The following is an 18,684-nucleotide window of genomic DNA, read 5'->3' on the forward strand; positions in this document are numbered from 1 at the left end:
GAGTTAAGCCGCGCCGCGCAGCGGTGTCGGCTTGAACGAACTGTTAGACCGCGCATTCACTGTGCCTGAGCACTTGTAACGTACAAACTGTTTGCCTGGCACAGACGTGTCGTCAACTAGCTGCCGCCCATCTTGAGACAGCTTGAACTTTGCAGTGAAAAGCCACGTCTCTCCCTCGCCGGATAGCTCGGAGATCAGGGCAATCTCAGTGTCTCCGCGAGTCACGACGGCTCTGATTGGGCCTTCGCTTTCCCAGTAAGATATGCGCCGCGGCGCAATGCGAAGAATCATATCGTCCGCGTCCGAGCCGCAAGAGTCAGGGCTTCCGGCCCAGTAGCCCAAAAATCGATCTGGAACAGTGGCTCCGTCACTACCCGCTAAAACTGAGAGTGGCAGCAGTAATGCAGCAATTGCTAAGGCAGTCCTCATTGCACTCTCCAGCGGTCTAACGCCTGAATTAAGCCGACCCGCGAAGCGGGGTCGGCTTGAATGAATTGTTAGCACCCTAGCCGAGGAGCCTAGCAAAGGCACCAACAGCGCGGGCGCAGTCTTTTGGCGCCGTCTGCAGCAGGAGGTGAGGCCCCGCGATGTCCACGGTGGTGCATTGCGGAACTTCCGAGAGAATATGCCGGCCAGCGGCCGGAGAAAGCAATCTGTCGTGGCTAGAGCGCAGGTAGAGGACAGGCACAGCAATTGAGCCAAGACTGGCCGATACATTGGCTCGCATGGCCGCGGCGGCACGGAACCTGAGTACGGCAGGACTTACAGCTAGCAGAGCACTCCGCAGTGACGCCTCCAGTTGCGGCGTAGCCCAACGGCCAAACAGCAGCCATGACAGAAGAGAAACTGGTACGGCGCGCACTGGCGCGATGCTAGTTAGCGCCGCGAAGGGCGATAGTAGCGGTGTTGGAGATTTGGCAAAGGTTGTGGAGAGAACCAGCCCAACGAGATTGGGCGGCGGATCTGCCGCGATGGAGAGCGCGACGGGGCCAGAGAATGATTCGCCCAAGAGGACAAATGGTGTGGCTGCCGGTAGTTGAGCCCTGACAAGTGCTTCGAGTGCGACGTAGCCGAGAGCCTCGTCGGGCGGATACGGAACGACAGTGACCGACTCGAATGCTGGGCCCACAGACGCCACAAACTCTGCGTGGAGGGTTGCAGTGCCGTCTAGGCCAGGAAGAACCACAAGTGCGGTCATGTTGGTTCTAGGGTGCTAACGCCTGAATTAAGCCGACCCGCGAAGCGGGTTCGGCTTGAACGAATGGTTAGGGCTCAATCCGCGTGAACTCGGGGATGGCCGACGAGAGAACACTAACGCAGTCCACTTGCCCAACCACCAGGAACTCTCGGATGCCCTGCATACCTCCGCTGATGAAACCCGACCTTTGCGACTCAAAGTCACGCCATCCGCCCGATTGAACCTCCCAGAGCCAACCGTCAGGACGCCTGGGGCCCCAGTACTCTACCAAGTCTCCCTCTCGTAGGACCCGGAATCCAGACAGCCCTTTGAAGGTCAGATAGCTCGGTGGTACGTCACCGAAGTGCAAAGTTATCCGCAGCGTCCAGAGGTCATAATCTAGTCGTCCGAGCTCCGGCACCGAGGCTGCAGAAGCGAAGATCGGCACTGCACACGCAATGAACTCTGACATTGAGCCCTAACGCCTGAGTTAAGCCGACCCGCGAAGCGGGGTCGGCTTGAATGAATTGTTAGGCGGCGGCACTAGTCACCATCTCCTGCGCCGCCCCCACCAGGGTTGCTACCACTGCAACCACAGATCCCAAGGCCGGGACCATCTGGGGCGCCACCATCCGATGGAGTGTAGAGCGGGTCTAGTGTGCTTGGCGATGTGGCGCCAAGGGACTGAGAGTGAGCGAAAGCCATGCAAACGACTGCGCCAATGATTGGCACGAGCCAAATGAAAGCCAGCTGCAGCGAACGTTGCGATGAAGAGAGTACTGGTACGCGGAGAACAACCACCGAAGCAACGGCATTGAGGAGCACAACGATCGCAATCACTAAAAACGTCAGTTCCATCAGCGTCTCCAGAGCCGCCTAACGCCTGAGTTAAGCCGCGCCGCGAAGCGGCGTCGGCTTGAACGAATTGTTAGGCCACACACCAGTGACACATATCCATGCGTCCTGCCTGGCTATGGCCGGCTTATCGTCAGTGACTTGAAACTGCCACCACTCACCCATGCAAGAACTTGTCTCCTTGCGGCAAAGCATGTGCTTGCCGGAAGGAGCCACAAACCATTGCTCTACAGGATAGTCCAACCGGCCGGCAGGAAAGTTGGGGCTTGAATCTGCGAGCGCCACAAGACGATCGGCGTCTGGTGGTGGAGCGGCAGCCAACTGCCATTGCTCGGCTGTCCCAGATCCACAAAGTGAAGGAAGACTACTGACTGGAGAGGTTGAGCAAGCAGAAAGAGCAATTGCCACTACGAGAAGCATGAGTTCTTTCATGTGGGGCCTAACGCCTGAATTAAGCCGCGCCGCGAAGCGGCGTCGGCTTGAATGAAATGTTAGGCGGCATACCAGTCTCTAGTTGTCCAGAGGGAGTATGCCGCGAGCAGAACGAAATAGCTGGGGACAGTAATCCAACGCATAGAGTTGCGCTGCCCCGTGACCAGTGCCAGTCCACAGATCAAGAATGGAATAGCTAACATGGCATTGAAGATGCTGGCAAAGAGTTCCAAATTTCCCGGGTCTGGGTGTGAGCGCTTAGCCAAGTCAGTCTGGTAAAGCGCAATAGAGCTTGCAAGCAAGACGCCGCAAACAAGCAGCCAGAATGCGCCGACAGCCTTGGTTTTTACTTTTGCTTTCCGGTAAGCACTACTGACAGTCATTTCTGCCGCCTAACACCAGGTTTCTGCCGCCTAACGCCTGAATTAAGCCGCGCCGCGAAGCGGCGTCGGCTTGAATGAATTGTTAGGCGGCACGTGCCACCAATGGGACAAATCGATAGTACAACCAAGCCTCCGCTGCTGTGCCGGCTACCACCCCAAGAATTGGAAGTGCAACGGCGAGCCAACTTGAAGGCGCAGAGTCTAGAAGACTGATAGCGACTAGTACGAAGATCAAAGGGATGAATCCCAGAACCAAGAAGTGAAGCGTAGATTGAAACCAGGGGACGCTCACCATCTTTCCGCAGGAAGCGCAGGCCGTCTTGCGGGCTGGCCCAAGACCCAACTTGGCCCAGAACCCGAGACAGTGCTGCTTGCAATGTGGGCACTGCTGAGGATGCATGTTGTGCCGCCTAACGCCTGAATTAAGCCGACCCGCGAAGCGGGGTCGGCTTGAATGAATTGTTAGGCATCGCTGCCGGGAAGCCTGTTCTGCAGGTCCTCTACTTGCTGCTGTAGCTTAAGCACTGGACCGTAAGCCGCCAGAAGAATGCCGACTGCGAATGGCAAAAGAAGCCAGCTGTGTGGGCCGAACGTAGAGCTTTGGACAATGATTGTCCCAGTGAAGACGGCGATAGCAACGCCGACGATGCCGGTAATCTTTCCGAGGGAACTAGACTTCATACGTCCTCCTGACTGCCTAACGCCCGAGTTAAGCCGACCCGCGAAGCGGGTTCGGCTTGAACGAATAGTTAGGGCGCCGGCGACGAAACTGCCGGGCCCCCTTACCGGAACTGTACGCCAACCGGTCGCCATGTGGGGCTTGCCCAGGGACAGTTCGGGAATGACGCGCCCCGTGGAATGCCGGCAGCCAGCGGCTTGCGCCTACGAACGATCGGGAACGAAGCTGCTGCGTGCCGACCTGTAGCAGCAGGCTTGCGCGAGTAAGGTACCGCTGCCGTGACCACATACAGATCATGGGAGGCCTGACCGAGCGGCCTAACACCTGAGTTAAGCCGCGCCACGAAGTGGCGTCGGCTTGAATGAATGGTTAGGCCTCACGGAGCAGCCCGCTGGAAGCCGTGAGAATCCCGAGCCACGCGAAAGCTGCCACCAGCGCTAGCAACCAGAAGAAGCCTTGCTTGAGCAAACGTACGGCGGGAGCATCTTGACCACGAAACCAAGCGAGATAACACAGTGGAAAGAAGCAAAGCGTAATCGCAAGCGGCGGCAGTAAGAAGGCCAAGCCCGCTGCTAGGCTTGGGTGGTGTGTGCCCAAGCTCCTCAGATACAGAAGCTCTGCGGCGAAGAGAACGATCGCCAAGATCTCCACAACGATCAGCGGCCGTTTGACTCGTTCAATAGCGCGGATTGCTGACATGAGGCCTAACACCAGAATTAAGCCGACCCGCGAAGCGGGTTCGGCTTGAATGATTTGTTAGGCGGTGCTGCTAGTGGCAGTACGACAAAGCATCGACGTCGCTTTCCCACCGCCCGTTGACTTGCACGAATTGATAAGCGACGCCTGAGCATGGCGCGCAGCTTACCGCACGGTACTGGCCTGACACTCCCTGATACCAGCGGACCAGTGTGCCTGGTGACTCAGAAATCGAGGCGAGCATAGCGGTAGCCTCTGGCGGTGTAGGGACGGGTGACCAGCCCTTTGAGGCGGGAGCTAAGCTCTCGCACCTCTGGCCGATTGACGCGCAGCCAGTCAATCCGAGAATCGCCAGAACGAAGAGGAGCTTCATGCGCCGCCTAACACTTGAGTTAAGCCGCGCCACGAAGTGGCGTCGGCTTGAACGAATGGTTAGGCGGCAGTGTCTGGACAGGCCGGTAGGCAACACGCCCCAACCACGAGCCGGTCTTTGCCGCCAACTCTGGAGCATACGACGCTAGCGCCAGGACAAGAACCGGAGCTGCCGCTAGGTAAGCAAGGACACCAGTAACCCGGAACCGTAGAGCATAGAAGGCTCCACAGCTTGCACACTTATACTCATTGGTTGTGCGCCCAATACGTTGCTCTGCGTCCACATGAGGAACACGCACGCGATCTCGGTCCGTGTCGATCATGGCCCTACAGGATGTGCATGCGAACTTGACCATGCCGCCTAACACCTAAGTTAAGCCGACCCGCGCAGTGAAGTGGACCAGGTGGCAAGCTTTACCTGCCGCCTGGGCCGCGTAACGAAGCGGGTTCGGCTTGAACGCATTGTTAGGCGCCGGGGTATCCCGAAGGCGCGGCTCTAATCTAGTTGCAGATAGTTGTGTTACCAATGATCTGACAACTCGTACCATCCGACCTGATGATGGAGTTACCAACCCTCTGAGATGAGGATCCATCAGAATTGATCCGAGTGTTACCAATCTGCTGCGACGAGGATCCATCTGAGTTGATACGAGTGTTGCCGACTCGTTGGGAGCTGCTGCCGTCGGACCCGATGATTGTGTCACCTACTTTCTGGTAGGAAGTTCCATTGTCACAGATCACAGAGTTCCCGACTTGCTGGCAGCTCTGTCCGAACGCCACGGCCGGCCCGAGTGCTACAAGCATGACGGACAGAGATACGCAGTATTTGGTCGCAAGGTTCATTACATTTCCCCCATATCTGGCAGAAGAGGCGCTGCCAGTCCGCCTAACACCTGAATTAAGCCGACGCCACTTGTGGCGTTCGGCTTGAATGAATTGTTAGGCCATGCTTGGCTATTGCGCCGCGGCCGCTTGATCTGGCTTAGAAAAACGAGTTACACCATTGCTATCTATCAACTGGAACTCTGGGTGCCCTTGATATGTCGTGACCATAGCTCCGGCACCATTACGATGGAGGACAAATAGCGACGCCCCCGCATCTGGATTTGCGACAACCTTGAAGACCTCGGCGCTGCCGTCAGCGGAGTCAAGGGTGAGCACAGCTTCTCCCCCCTCATCTACGGTCAGGTAACCGCCACGCTCATTTCCATCGGGACCGAACAGCAGGAGACCAGAGGCGGGGGCAACACGCTTGCCTACCTCACCGCGGACGACCGGATCAGGCACTGGTGCTCCAAGTACCACGCGGGCGTTACCCGAAGGGTCTTGAATGATCAGTCCTCTAGCAGTAATTACCCTGTCGGTGCTAGCGGCGCGGTTTGAGCTCGTGAGCGCCCAGGAGGAGATCGCAATTGCTGTGAGTGAGAGGGCCAAGTTCAGTGCGACTACGGTACGGGACAATTTTTCTCTCCTCGCGCTGATGCTCGGTGTAGGGCCTAACTCCTGAATTAAGCCGACCCGCGAAGCGGGTTCGGCTTGAATGAATTGTTAGCCGCCGCGCCCGGATGACGCAGCCACCGCTCGCACCTCGAAGACCAACCCCTGTTCAAGCCGCGGACTTGGTACAACACGGCCCTCGAAGTCTCCGCGTAGCGGGTCCGAACCCGGGGCCAGAGTATCAGCTAGCGCCGAACTGAACGATGCGACGCTGACCGCGTCCTCGGGTGCTTGGGACGCGGTGAGGTACAGAGCTTTGCCCGGACAGGCCGGGTCTGTAATTAAGGAGTGGTGCCTGTCCATGCGGGCCTCACCACTGACTTGCAGAAGTTGGCCGCGGTAAGCCTCAAGGTCTGCTGCAGCTTCACATACCGTCGTTGGCTTTGGCGCCTCGCTCTTGCAGCCACCCAAAACGCAGGCGGCTAGCAGTGCAACGTATGCTTCGACGTGTTTCATAGGCGGCTAACGCTTGAATTAAGCCGACCCGCGAAGCGGGTTCGGCTTGAATGAATGGTTAGGGCGCCGGCGACGGAACGGCCGGGTCCCGTTGCCGAAACTGTACCCCAAACCGCAGCCACGGCAGGCCTGCCCCAAGCACGCTCGGGAACGCCATTGCTGCGCGCAATGACGCCGGCCAGCGGGCTGCGCCTACGACCGATCGGGAATGAAGTTGCGGCGCGCCCAGCTGGTGCAGCAGGCTTGCGCTAGTAGAGTGCAGCTGCCATGACCACACACAGATCATGGGATGCTCGACCGAGCGGCCTAACACCAGAATTAAGCCGACCCGCGAAGCGGGTTCGGCTTGAATGATTTGTTAGGCCGCAGCATGCGACGACAGACAGGGGGCGTGCAAGGCCTTTGCTCTGGATGCGTCCTAGGCTAGGACTGTGAGCGCGCGGCGAGGAACTAGCTGCAGGGAATTTACCGAAGCCAGGGCGTGCCCCGCGATGCGGGCTGCCCACTGCCTAGCCGGCGGCCAAGCACCCGGAGACCAGCAACCGGTCGGCGGATCTGTCCCGTGCGGTGACAGGCCGACCGGAGCATAAGGATGCTCTGCGACGCGATACGCTGGCCGAGCAGGTGCAAGTGCTACTGCTCGCCTTTGCTCTTTGCGGCCTAACGCTTGAATTAAGCCGACCCGCGAAGCGGGTTCGGCTTGAATGAATTGTTAGGTGCCACCGAAGAACCCGTGAGCACCCGCTGCGATATTTGGCAGCTGACCGAGCTCGGTTGTAAGCGAGGCGGAAACACGCCACTCCTCCGGAGCCCCCGCAAGGCCAAGAATAGCGACCAAAAAGGTGACGATGCCGAGTGAGGAGCAGTGGGCCGAGAGTGAGAACTCTCCCTCCAATGATTCCCATCGCTCCTCGCCGCTCCAAGGACGCTCGCACGCCGCCAATCGGGCGAAGAGGCGAGCAAGCCCCAATCCGTCCGTGTACGCATAGACCGTCTGCGTGGCTTGGAGAGAAGAGCCCCGGAGCTCCACTGTGAAGTAGTCGTCCTTACCAGAGGAAAGGAAAGCCAGCTCCCGATCTGACGAGTTTGAGTGGATTGAGAACAGGGGAGTCTCCAGTGGCACCTAACACCTGAATTAAGCCGACCCGCGAAGCGGGTTCGGCTTGAATGAATTGTTAGGCCTCATCCCCGACGCGCGCAAGTTTGTACGCAGCGACAAGGCCAAGACCGCATATGAGCAGCAACCACATGGATGAGCCATGGCGGTACGCCAATACCGGTGCGACGTACCGGATGGTGCCTTTAACCGGAACTGCAACCGATTGATCCTTGGACGGACCGAGACCGCCCGCGATAACTAGTCTCTCTTGCCGCATGCTCCAAGTTGCGAGAAGCCCAAAGCAGACGGCCCAAAGCACCCAGATGGCGTGCTTGCGAGATACGGGGTTCTCGGGGCGCCGGAGAACAGCAATGAGCAATCCCGGTATGAGCAGCGCAAGGGCTGCGAGCACCCACGGGTCCGAAAGGATCGCTTGAATGTATGGCATGAGGCCTAACGCCTGAGTTAAGCCGCGCCGCGAAGCGGCGTCGGCTTGAATGAACTGTTAGGCCCCACCTGCATTGCCCGGAAGGACGTGCTTGCAGTAGCGCCACTCGCTAACCTCTTGATCATCCACGTATGCATCAGGCTTTGGCAAGAATGCCTGAAAGCAGTCTTCGATGCCGAGTTCCACGGCCGATAGCCGTGCGTACTCGCCGCCGCCAGAACTCCACAAGTAGAGAGCTGCGCCTGACTCGTACAGCGAGCGAACGTCGGCGATGACATTCGGCATTGGAATGCGCTTCGTACCGACTGAGCGTACCAATGTGTCATCGACATCTACAAAGATCACACGCTGTCTCATGTGGGGCCTAACAGTTGAATTAAGCCGCGCCACGAAGTGGCGTCGGCTTGAATGAATGGTTAGGCCACGCGCCCGTTGAGCGCCGCCGCCATAGCTACTGCATCTGTACGATGCAGGAAGAGGTAAACGAGTTTGCAGCTGCCGAACTCACGTTCGAGCTCGAGCATCCTGACCGGGTGGTTGCCGAGCCTGAAGCGCCGCGTCGCCGTCGCAGTTGGCGAAAGCTCGTACACCCCGTAGCTACGCGTCAGCGTCAACGTACCGTCCGCGCGCACGTCGGTGGGTGAAATGGCGCGTCGAGCGAGATCTTCTGCTGTCATCGAGATATTCACCACGTGGGGCCTAACGCCTGAATTAAGCCGAACCGCGAAGCGGTTTCGGCTTGAATGAATTGTTAGGCGGCACCCGACTGTACTGCCGATGCCGCCAACCACGCCAGCGCGTCCGGCTGGCTATCGAAGGCGCGGAACTGTGGGTGACGACGCGCCTCCAGCAAGAACTCACGGAATCTCTCCGGATAGTATCCATCTGGGTCAAAGACAGCAGCAGTACGCAGGCGGAAATTTACAAGTCTCTGCACGAATTCCCCGGCGAAGCCGGTGGGGAGCTGAAAGAACTCCGAGGGCAGTGCTCCAGCATGTATGAGCAGCAAGTCAGTGTCAGCGTCACTACAGGCATAAGCCAGTTCCATTGAATCTCGGACGTCCGTGATGCCGGCGATGCACTCTATGACGCCTGGATCAGAATTTTGGACTAGCTGAAACTTCATGTGTGCCGCCTAACACCTGAGTTAAGCCGCGCCGCGTAGTGGAGCAAAGCACATGGCAAGCTGTACCTGCCATGTGCTTTGTGTAACGAAGCGGCGTCGGCTTGAACGAACTGTTAGGCGGAACGCTACGACGAAAATCGGGGTGCGGCAAGCTCTTGGCTTGGGATGTGGCCGGAGCCAATGGCGTCCGGGTGCGCCGGCCCGGGACCTGTCCCCGGACCTGGCCGGAGCCGGCGATGGGCGGTCCGACCGCGACGCTGAGTCCAGCCATCCGAAGGCGGCCGCGACGCACTGCCCCGGCGCGCTTGCGACCCACTGCCCGAAGCCAAAAACGATGCTGAAAGCACATTGGCCGATCAGGTCGCGAAGAAGAGCGGGGGAACGACACTGCAGCGTGCCGCCTAACGCCTGAGTTAAGCCGCGCCGCGTAGTGGAACAAAGCACATGGCAAGCTGTACCTGCCATGTGCTTTGTGTAACGAAGCGGCGTCGGCTTGAACGAACTGTTAGGCCGCAGCATGCGACGAGAACCGCGGCCCCGCAAGACCCCCGCTTTAGGCGGCTCTTGGCCTAGAACCAAGGCAAGAACCCGACCAATCCTAGGCGCAGCCTTTGCGGCCCAAAAGTCCCCGCCACCAACAGGACCAGCGCCCCACCACCACAGAGCCAGTAGGCAAACCCTGGCCCGCCGCCTGAGTAGGCAAGCCAAGCAGCTGCAGCCAATGCAAAGCCGAGCGCGATACAGATGATTCGCGCAAAGAAATCCAAGCGAGGTGTCACATGCGATGTGCTTTTCATGCGGCCTAACACCTGAGTTAAGCCGACCCGCGAAGCGGGTTCGGCTTGAACGAATTGTTAGACCGCGCGCCCACAGTTCTAGAGCATTTGTAACGTACAAACTGCTGACCTGGCACAGACGTGTCGTCAGTCAGCTGACGCCCATCTCGCGAGAGCTTGAACGTTGCAGTGGAAAGCCATGTCTCTCCCTCACCTGATAGCTCAGAGATCAGAGCGATCTCAGCGTCTCCGCGAGTCACGACGGCTCTGATTGGGCCTTCGCTTTCCCAGTAGGAAATATGCCGCGGCGCAATGCGTAGAACCATATCGTCCGCGTCCGACCCGCAAGAGTCAGGGCTTCCGACCCAGTAGCCAAGAAAGCGATCTGGAACAGCGCCGCCGCCATTGCCCGCAACAACGGAGGTTGGCAGCAGCAATGCAGCGATTGCCAAGGCAGATTTCATTGCACTCTCCAGCGGTCTAACTACTAATAGACCCCACATTGGGGTGTAGCGCCGACTCTGCTCCGGCATCGGGATGGAGTCAATCAGGGAAATCCTACGGAAATCATCGCCTTGGGACGATGGCGACGGGAGTGGGTGGGTGCGAGCATGGCCTGGATATCCGGCAAGGAGGCCGATCAATGCGATATGGCGGCAAGGAGACCGGCGTATCCCGGACGGACGCTGCAGTGGCGGCGCCGCGCCTGTTGGACGAAGTTCGTGCCCGGATGCGGCTGAAACACTACAGCTTGCGCACCGAACAGGCTTACCTGTACTGGATTCGCCGGTATATCCGCGCTTGCGGGATGCGTCACCCGCGAACGCTCGACGGCAAGGTGGTGGAGGCCTTCCTGTCCCGGCTGGCCTCGCAGGACCATGTCGCCGCGAGTACCCAGAACCAGGCGCTGTCGGCGATCCTGTTCCTGTATCGCGAGGTCCTGGCCATGGACCTTCCGTGGATGGCGGACGTGGTGCGGGCTCGACGTCCACCGAGGCTGCCGGTGGTGCTATCACTGGAGGAGACCGACCGGCTCCTGTCGCAGCTGTGCGGTCGCGACGGGCTGATGGCCGGGCTGCTGTATGGCAGTGGGCTGCGGCTGATGGAATGCCTGCGCCTGCGGGTGAAGGATGTCGACTTCGCACGCAACGAGATCACGGTGCGCGAGGGCAAGGGCGGCAAGGATCGGCGGACGATGCTGCCGTCGCGCCTGCGTGATCCGCTGCAGCGCCAGCTCGATGCGGTGCGCATCCTGCATGCGGAGGACGTGGCCCAAGGCTTCGGCGAGGTCGCGCTTCCGCATGCGCTGGCGCGCAAGTATCCGTCTGCCGCCACCGCGTTGCAGTGGCAGTACGTGTTTCCCGCCGCGCGTCGCAGCCGCGACCCGCGGGACGGACGCATCAAGCGCCATCACCTCGACGAGAACGTCCTGCAGCGCGCGGTCAGACGCGCGTCCGGGCGGGCCGGCATCGCGAAGCCGGTCACGCCGCACACGCTGCGCCACAGCTTCGCCACCCATCTGCTCGAGGCGGGCTACGACATCCGCACCATCCAGGAACTGCTCGGCCACAAGGACCTGGCGACGACGCAGGTCTACACGCACGTCCTGAACCGCGGCGCCGGCGGTGTGCTGAGTCCGCTGGATCGTTGAGGCGCGGGCATCGCCCGGCGGATGCCGGCCACGCGCACGTGGCCGCGACGGCATGCGCCATGCGCGTACTGCACTGCGGGTGCGCATCGCGCGCCGGGTCATTGCATGACGCGTGTGCGATGCGGCCGGCCACTGATCGACCAGGGCGATGTCTCGGTGGAACGTTGCGAGGATGGCATCTTGACCCGAGCCTGTCCTGATGCCGCACCATCAGAAGGCGTCGCTCGTCATGAGCGTTTTCGCGTGCCGTGGCAAGCCGTGCGCATGCTAGCGTCGCCTGCCATGCATCCCGTCCGTCCAATGCCTGCGCTCGCCTTCTGCCTCGCCGCGACCGTCGCAGCCGCCCGGCTCGACGCGTCCGCGGATCGACTGTACGTGGCCCGCGACCACGTGGGCGACGGGGTTTTCACCGCCGGCATCGAGGGCCCTGCCAGCGGGCCGGATGGCGCGTTGTACGTGGTCAACTTTTCACGCGAGGGCACGATCGGCCGCATCCCTGCCGGCGATGGCGCCGCGCGCGCCGAATTGTTCGTCGAGCTGCCCGAGGGCCGGACCGGCAACGGCATCCGCTTCGATGCGCAGGGTCGCATGTACGTGGCGGACTACACCGGGCATGCGGTGCTGCGGATCGATCCGCGCGACCGCTCGGTCGCGGTGCACGCCCACGATCCGCGCATGCACCAGCCCAACGACCTGGCGATCGCGCCCGACGGCACCCTTTATGCCAGCGATCCGCGCTGGTCGCGGGGCGATGGCCAGCTCTGGCGGATCGACCGCGACGGTCGCGTGCATCTGCTCGAAAGCGGCATGGGCACCACCAACGGCATCGAGGTCTCGCCCGATGGCCGGCATCTGTACGTCAACGAAAGCGTGCAGCGCCGTGTCTGGATCTACGACATCGATGCGGACGGCGAAGTGTCGGGCAAGCGCCTTCTGCTCACGTTCGCCGACCACGGCCTCGACGGCATGCGCGCCGACGAGGCCGGCAACCTCTACATCGCGCGCTTCGGTGCAGGCACCGTGGCGATCGTCTCGCCGCGCGGCGAGGTGCTGCGCGAGGTGGCGCTGGCGGGCCAGAGGCCGACCAACGTCGCGTTCGGAGGCGCGGATGGCCGCAGCGTGTTCGTCACCCTGCAGGATCGTGGCGCGGTCGAAACCTTCCGCAGCGCGTACCGGGGTCGCGAGTATGGTGCAATGCCTGCACCGGTCAGCCCGACGGCAGGGGCAGCCCCCGGAACGCCTTGACCGTGCGCAGCACGAAGCTGGAATTGACGTCCGCCACGCGCGCATCGGCCAGCAGGCGGTCGAGCAGGAAGCGCGAGAAGTGTTCGAGGTCGGCGACGACCACGTGCAGCAGGTAGTCCATGTCGCCGGTCAGCGCATGGCAGGCGACCACGTCGGGCCAGTCGTTGACCCGGGTCGCGAACGCGGCGACCGACTCGGCATCGTGCCGGGCCAGCTGCACCCGGACGAAAGCCTGCAGTCCCAGGCCGAGGCGGTCGCCATCGAGTTCCGCGCGGTAGCCCGCGATCACCCCCTCCCGCTCCAGCCGCTGCACCCGGCGCAGGCAGGCCGAGGCCGACAGGTGCACGCGTTCGGCCAGGTCGGCATTGGTCTGGCGGCCCGCCTGCTGGAGTTCCGCCAGCAGAAGGAGGTCCGTGCGGTCGAGTTCGATGGCGGTCATTTCATGCGCATCCGGTCCAGTTCTCGCAATTATCTTGCGCCCTTCGTCCTGCGCGGTGCAACTTCGCAAGCCCGTTGCGCCGCCCGGCGGCTATCGTGCAGTCGATGGCCCGCCCGCGCCGGCAAGACCGTTCGGGCCCCTACCCAGGAGACACGCATGTCCGCACCCCCGCGCCGCGTCGAGAACCTGCACACCGACAAGGGCAAGGTCCCGGTTTATGCCACCGGCATCGTCGAGCAGCCCTGGGACGACTACGACGCGGCCGACCACGCCACCTGGGCGACACTGTTCGCGCGCCAGCGCGAGGTGCTGGTAGGTCGCGCCAGCCGCGAGTTCCTGGAGGCGCAGGACGCGATGGGCATGACCCCGCACGCGATCCCGAAGTACGCCGAACTCAACGCGGTGCTGGCCGACGCCACCGGCTGGCAGCTGATCGGAGTGGAAGGCCTGCTGCCGGAACTCGATTTCTTCGACCACCTCGCCAACCGCCGCTTCCCGGTGACCTGGTGGATCCGCAAGCCCGAACAGATCGACTACATCGAGGAACCCGACCTGTTCCACGACCTGTTCGGCCACGTGCCGTTGCTGATGAACCCGGTGTTCGCCGATTACATGGAGGCCTACGGGCGCGGCGGGGTGAAGGCGCACGGCATCGGGCCGGAGGCATTGCAGAACCTGACCCGCCTGTACTGGTATACGGTCGAGTTCGGCCTGATCCGCGAGGCCGGCGAACTGCGCATCTACGGCAGCGGCATCGTCTCCTCGAAGGGCGAATCGCTGCACGCGCTGGAGAGCGCCGCGCCCAACCGCATCGGATTCGACCTGGAGCGGATCATGCGCACCCGCTACCGCATCGACAGCTACCAGAAGACCTACTTCGTCATCGACAGCTTCCAGCAGCTGATCGACGCCACCGCGCCCGACTTCACCCCGGTGTACGCCCGTCTCGCCGAACAGCCCTCGATCGCCGCGGGCACGGTGCTGGACGGCGACCTCGTGTACCAGCGCGGCAGTGGCGAAGGCTGGGCCAGCGACGGCGACGTCTGAGCGCACGGGGCGACGCCCCACGCATTGCACATCGCCGCCTTGCCTGCCATCCGTCTGCCGGGCCGGGCCCGGCGCGCTGCGGCTTGCGTCGACCGCCTGCCTGCCTGCCGCGCGCGCGTCCGTCCGATCCCGGGCCGCTTCGCCTGCCTGGCGCCCGCTCAGGCAGGTCGTGCGATGCGGGCGCCTGGCGGGTTGCTGGTCATGGTTCCCGCTGCAACGACCGCGGCCGCGACTTACGGAAATGCTAGAGTTGCGCGGCTTTTCGCCGCGTGTTCTTCCGGCGGGCCTCCCTCCCCTCCCTTCGATGACGACTGCCGCCGTGTCCTTCTTCGCGAACGTGGAACTGGTTCCTGGTGATCCCATCCTCGGCCTGACCGAGGCCTACAACGCCGATGGCCGCAGCACCCGGGTCAACCTCGGCGTGGGCATCTACTACGACGAGGACGGCCGCATCCCGGTGCTGCGCGCGGTGCAGCAGGTCGAGCGCCAGCTGGCCGAGCAGAGCAAGCCGCGCGGCTACCTGCCGATCGACGGCCTGCCCGACTACACCCGCGCCACCCGCGAACTGCTGTTCGGCGCCGACGCCGCGCTGATCGCCGAAGGCCGCGCCACCACCACCCAGACCGTCGGCGGCAGCGGCGCGCTGCGCGTGGGCGCGGAACTGCTGAAGAAGTCGCTGCCGGCCGCACGCATCGCGATCAGCGACCCGAGCTGGGAGAACCATCGCGCGGTGTTCGGCGCGGTCGGCTTCGAGGTGCTGGACTACACCTATTTCGATGCGAGCACGCACGGCCTCGACTTCGACGGCATGCTTGCCGACCTCGCCGCGCTCGAGTCCGGCACCGTGGTGCTGCTGCACGCCTGCTGCCACAACCCCACCGGCGCCGACCTCACGCCGGCGCAGTGGGAGCGGGTGATCGCGCTGCTGCACGAGCGCAACCTGTTCCCCTTCATCGACATGGCCTACCAGGGCTTCGACCGCGGCATCGCCGAGGACGCGCTGGCGATCCGGCTGCTGGCGGCATCGCCGATCCGCAACTTCGTGGTCGCCAGCTCGTACTCGAAGTCGTTCTCGCTCTACGGCGAACGCGTCGGCGCGCTGACCGTGGTGGCGGACGACGCCGACGAGGCGAAGCGCGTGCAGTCGCAGGTCAAGCGCCTGATCCGCGCCAACTACTCGAGCCCCTCGACGCACGGCGCGGCGCTGGTGGCCGGGGTGCTCAACGATCCCGCGCTGCGCGCGCAGTGGGAGGAGGAACTGGGCCGGATGCGCACCCGCATCCATGCGCTGCGCCGCGGCCTGGTGGAACAGCTTGCCGCGCAGGGCGCGCCGCAGTACGACTTCATCCAGCGCCAGGCCGGGATGTTCTCGTACTCGGGCCTGTCGCGCGCACAGGTCGAGCGGCTGCGCGAGGAGTTCGGCATCTATGCCGTGGGCACCGGCCGCATCTGCGTGGCGGCGCTGAGCGCGAACAACCTCGACTACGTGGCGCGCGCGGTGGCGGCGGTCAGCCGCGGCTGAAGCGCGCGCATCGCTGTGCCAGGCCGCAGTTCCCTGCCCGTTCGCCTTGGCTGCGCGCCGCGGGTCCCGGCCCCGTCGACGGCTCGCGTCCATCGCCGGGCACGCGAGAACCCCGCTGCTCCGCAACGTGGAGCGACAAGGTCGGAGCCTGTGCGGGTAATGAGATGCACACGTGTCGTCGCGATCCGCGCACGCTTCGGCGCACGGCGCGCGCAGCTTGCTTCCTGCACGCGGCAGGGCGGGTTACCTTCGCCGGCCAGCAGCGAGATCCCCATGTCCTTCCCCCTTCGCATCCTGCTGCCGGTTGCCGTTGCCCGTGGCGCATGCGCAGGCCACCGGCAGGCCCTGTGCCTCCGGATGGCGCACGCGCTTCGCGCGGTGGACCGCCCGACCGCGGGCCGGAGCGGTCGTTGCGACGACATCCGCACGCGGGCCTGCTTCGACGGTCTCCCCTCGCCGGAGCAGGTCCGCGGCGCGGAACACGCGGATCGTTTGCGCCCGGTCCGCCGACAGCGCGTCGAATGTCGCCAGCGCCACGCATGTCGCGTACCGCACGCGACCCGCACGTTTGCGCATTGCATGCATCGGCCGCGCGCTCGGGTGGCGAGCCGATGAGCGGCTTGTTCCTCGCCCGCCCTCGCGTGCTCGCGTGCGCCGTCCTGTCCGTACTCGCGGCGGCGCCGCCTTCGGCCGTCGCCCTCGATGGCGCGGACGCGGTGACGCTCGACCGCGTCGAGGTCACCTCGGCACGGCTGCAGGGCGTGGCGCCGTTCGACGTGCCCGCGTCGCTCAGCACCGTCGAAGTCGACGGCACCGCCGCGCGCCCCGGCGTGAGCGTGTCCGAAGCGCTGGTCGGCGTACCCGGCCTGGCGGCGCGCGAACGCCAGAACCATGCGCAGGACACGCAGCTGTCCATCCGCGGCTTCGGCGCGCGCTCGACCTTCGGCGTGCGCGGCCTGCGCCTGTATGCCGACGGCATTCCCGCGACGATGCCGGACGGCCAGGGCCAGGTCTCGCACTTCAACCTGGCCGGCGCGCAGCGCATCGAAGTGCTGCGCGGCCCGTTCTCCGCGCTGCATGGCAATTCCTCCGGCGGCGTCGTGCAACTCTGGAGCGCCGAGGGCACCTCGCCGGCGAACGGACACCTGCAGGCCAGCCTGGGGCGCGACGACAGCCGCATGCTTTCGGCCAGCGTGCGCGACGCCGGCAGCAAAGGCGACCGCATCGGCTACGCGCTTGCCGCGAGCCGCTTCGACACCGACGGCTGGCGCGACCACAGCGCCGCACGCCGCACCTCGTTCAACGGCAAGCTGCACGCGGACCTGCCCGGGGAAGGCCGGCTGCAACTGGTCGCCAACCACTTCGACGCGCCCGACGCACAGGATCCGCTGGGCCTGACCGCCGCGCAGGTGCAGGCCGATCCGCGCCAGGCCACCGCGGTGGCGACGCAGTACGACACCCGAAAATCCGCGCGCCAGGACCAGCTGGGACTGCGCTACGAACAACCCATAGGCGGTGGCCACGGGTTCGATGCGATGGCCTACGGCGGCCAGCGAGCGATCGAGCAGTACCTGTCGGTGCCGGTCGGCGCCCAGGGCAATCCGCTCAGTTCCGGTGGCATGATCGACCTCGACAACGACTACAGCGGGCTCGACCTGCGCTGGCGCTGGAGCGGAACGCTCGCCGGTCGCGCGTTCGAGCTCACCGCAGGCGCGAACGCCGACCGCCAGCGCCAGCATCGCCGCGGTTACGAGAACTTCGTCGGCGACGCGCTGGGCGTGCGCGGCGCGCTGCGCCGCGACGAGCGCAACCGGGTGGAGAACCTCGACCGGTACGCGCAGGCGTGGTGGCGTTTCGCCGAACGCTGGTCGCTGCTGGCCGGCGCCCGTCACAGCGAAGTGCGCTTCCGCTCCAGCGACCGCTACGTCACCGCGACCAATCCCGACGACAGCGGTCGCGTCGACTATTCCGAGACCACGCCGGTGCTCGGCCTGGTGTTCGCGCCGCGCGAGGACTGGCGGCTGTACGCCTCCGCCGGCCGTGGCTTCGAGACGCCGACCTTCAACGAACTCGGCTACCGCGCCGACGGCGGCGCCGGCCTCGCGTTCGACCTGGCGCCCGCCACCAGCACCAACGTCGAGCTGGGCACGAAGTGGCGCAACGCGCGCGGCATGCAGGTCGAGGCCGCGCTGTTCCGCGCCGACACCGACGACGAGCTGGCGGTGGCGCGCAACGTCGGCGGGCGCAGCAGTTTCCGCAATGTCGGTCGCGCACGACGCGAGGGTGCGGAGCTGTCGGCCGTGTTGCCGCTGGACGCGGCCTGGACCCTGGCGCTGGCCTGGACCTGGCTCGACGCGCGCTTCCGCGACAGCTTCCCGATCTGCACCGGCGCCGGCTGCACCGATCCTTCCGTGCTGGTGCCTGCCGGCAACGCGATCCCGGGCACCGCGAGACAACAGGCGTCGGCGCGACTGCAGTGGCAGCCGCGCACGTGGCGGCTGGCGCTGGAGGCGGTGGGTTCGGGCGCGGTGGTGGTCAACGACAGCGGCAGCGAACAGGCGCCGGGTTACGTCGTCGCCAACGTCGAGGCCGCGCGCGAATGGCGCCTGTCGCATGGCGCGCTGCGCATGTTCGCGCGCGTCGACAACCTCTTCGACCACGCCTACGTCGGTTCGGTGATCGTCAACGAGGGCAATGGCCGCTACTACGAACCGGCGCCCGGCCGCGGCCTGCTGCTGGGGCTGCGCTGGCAGTGGCAGGCGGGTACGGACTAGCGGGGTGCGG

General features: G+C 63.8%; 11 protein-coding genes. 5 read left to right on the forward strand and 6 right to left on the reverse strand.

Annotation, left to right across the window (positions count from 1 at the left end):
• Nucleotides 1–505 precede the first annotated feature (505 nt).
• The 5 genes from FZO89_RS19050 to FZO89_RS09530 all read right to left on the reverse strand — a co-directional run bounded on the left by FZO89_RS19050 (nucleotide 506) and on the right by FZO89_RS09530 (nucleotide 9,220).
• A complete protein-coding gene (locus tag FZO89_RS19050) occupies nucleotides 506–1,198 on the reverse strand; it encodes an alpha/beta fold hydrolase (RefSeq protein ID WP_149103023.1) in 693 nt (230 codons plus the stop codon).
• Nucleotides 1,199–2,523: 1,325 nt separating this feature from the next.
• Nucleotides 2,524–2,847, reverse strand: coding sequence for a hypothetical protein (locus tag FZO89_RS09505; RefSeq protein WP_149103024.1), 324 nt, complete (start codon nucleotides 2,845–2,847; stop codon nucleotides 2,524–2,526).
• Between the two features lie 4,412 nt (nucleotides 2,848–7,259).
• Nucleotides 7,260–7,670 (reverse strand): DUF6228 family protein, encoded by a 411-nt coding sequence (locus FZO89_RS19055; RefSeq protein ID WP_222928107.1) that lies wholly within the window; start codon nucleotides 7,668–7,670, stop codon nucleotides 7,260–7,262.
• Nucleotides 7,671–8,510: 840 nt separating this feature from the next.
• Nucleotides 8,511–8,771: a hypothetical protein gene (locus FZO89_RS09525; protein ID WP_149103027.1), complete on the reverse strand. Its 261-nt coding sequence runs from the start codon at nucleotides 8,769–8,771 to the stop codon at nucleotides 8,511–8,513.
• Between the two features lie 74 nt (nucleotides 8,772–8,845).
• Nucleotides 8,846–9,220: a DUF4180 domain-containing protein gene (locus tag FZO89_RS09530; protein ID WP_149103028.1), complete on the reverse strand. Its 375-nt coding sequence runs from the start codon at nucleotides 9,218–9,220 to the stop codon at nucleotides 8,846–8,848.
• A gap of 1,419 nt (nucleotides 9,221–10,639) precedes the next feature.
• Here FZO89_RS09530 and FZO89_RS09535 point away from each other — a divergent pair.
• Together FZO89_RS09535 and FZO89_RS09540 are read left to right on the forward strand one after the other, a co-directional pair.
• Nucleotides 10,640–11,647, forward strand: a complete 1,008-nt coding sequence (locus tag FZO89_RS09535) for an integron integrase (protein WP_149103029.1) — start codon at nucleotides 10,640–10,642, stop codon at nucleotides 11,645–11,647.
• 300 nt (nucleotides 11,648–11,947) lie between these two features.
• A complete protein-coding gene (locus FZO89_RS09540) occupies nucleotides 11,948–12,892 on the forward strand; it encodes an SMP-30/gluconolactonase/LRE family protein (RefSeq protein ID WP_149103030.1) in 945 nt (314 codons plus the stop codon).
• Here the strand turns inward: FZO89_RS09540 and FZO89_RS09545 are convergent.
• Nucleotides 12,855–13,331, reverse strand: a complete 477-nt coding sequence (locus FZO89_RS09545; protein ID WP_149103031.1) for an Lrp/AsnC family transcriptional regulator — start codon at nucleotides 13,329–13,331, stop codon at nucleotides 12,855–12,857. The genes FZO89_RS09540 and FZO89_RS09545 overlap by 38 nt on opposite strands.
• Before the next feature lie 156 nt (nucleotides 13,332–13,487).
• Here FZO89_RS09545 and phhA point away from each other — a divergent pair, with 156 nt between their 5' ends.
• The 3 genes from phhA to FZO89_RS09560 all read left to right on the forward strand — a co-directional run bounded on the left by phhA (nucleotide 13,488) and on the right by FZO89_RS09560 (nucleotide 18,674).
• Nucleotides 13,488–14,378 (forward strand): phenylalanine 4-monooxygenase, encoded by an 891-nt coding sequence (gene phhA, locus FZO89_RS09550; RefSeq protein ID WP_149103032.1) that lies wholly within the window; start codon nucleotides 13,488–13,490, stop codon nucleotides 14,376–14,378.
• A 319-nt stretch (nucleotides 14,379–14,697) separates the two neighbouring features.
• A complete protein-coding gene (locus FZO89_RS09555) occupies nucleotides 14,698–15,900 on the forward strand; it encodes an amino acid aminotransferase (protein WP_149103033.1) in 1,203 nt (400 codons plus the stop codon).
• A gap of 611 nt (nucleotides 15,901–16,511) precedes the next feature.
• Entirely contained in the window at nucleotides 16,512–18,674 is a 2,163-nt protein-coding gene (locus FZO89_RS09560; protein WP_149103034.1) for a TonB-dependent receptor family protein, read from the forward strand.
• Nucleotides 18,675–18,684: the final 10 nt, after the last annotated feature.

This window comes from Luteimonas viscosa (assembly GCF_008244685.1).
Classification (GTDB): Bacteria; Pseudomonadota; Gammaproteobacteria; order Xanthomonadales; family Xanthomonadaceae; genus Luteimonas; species Luteimonas viscosa.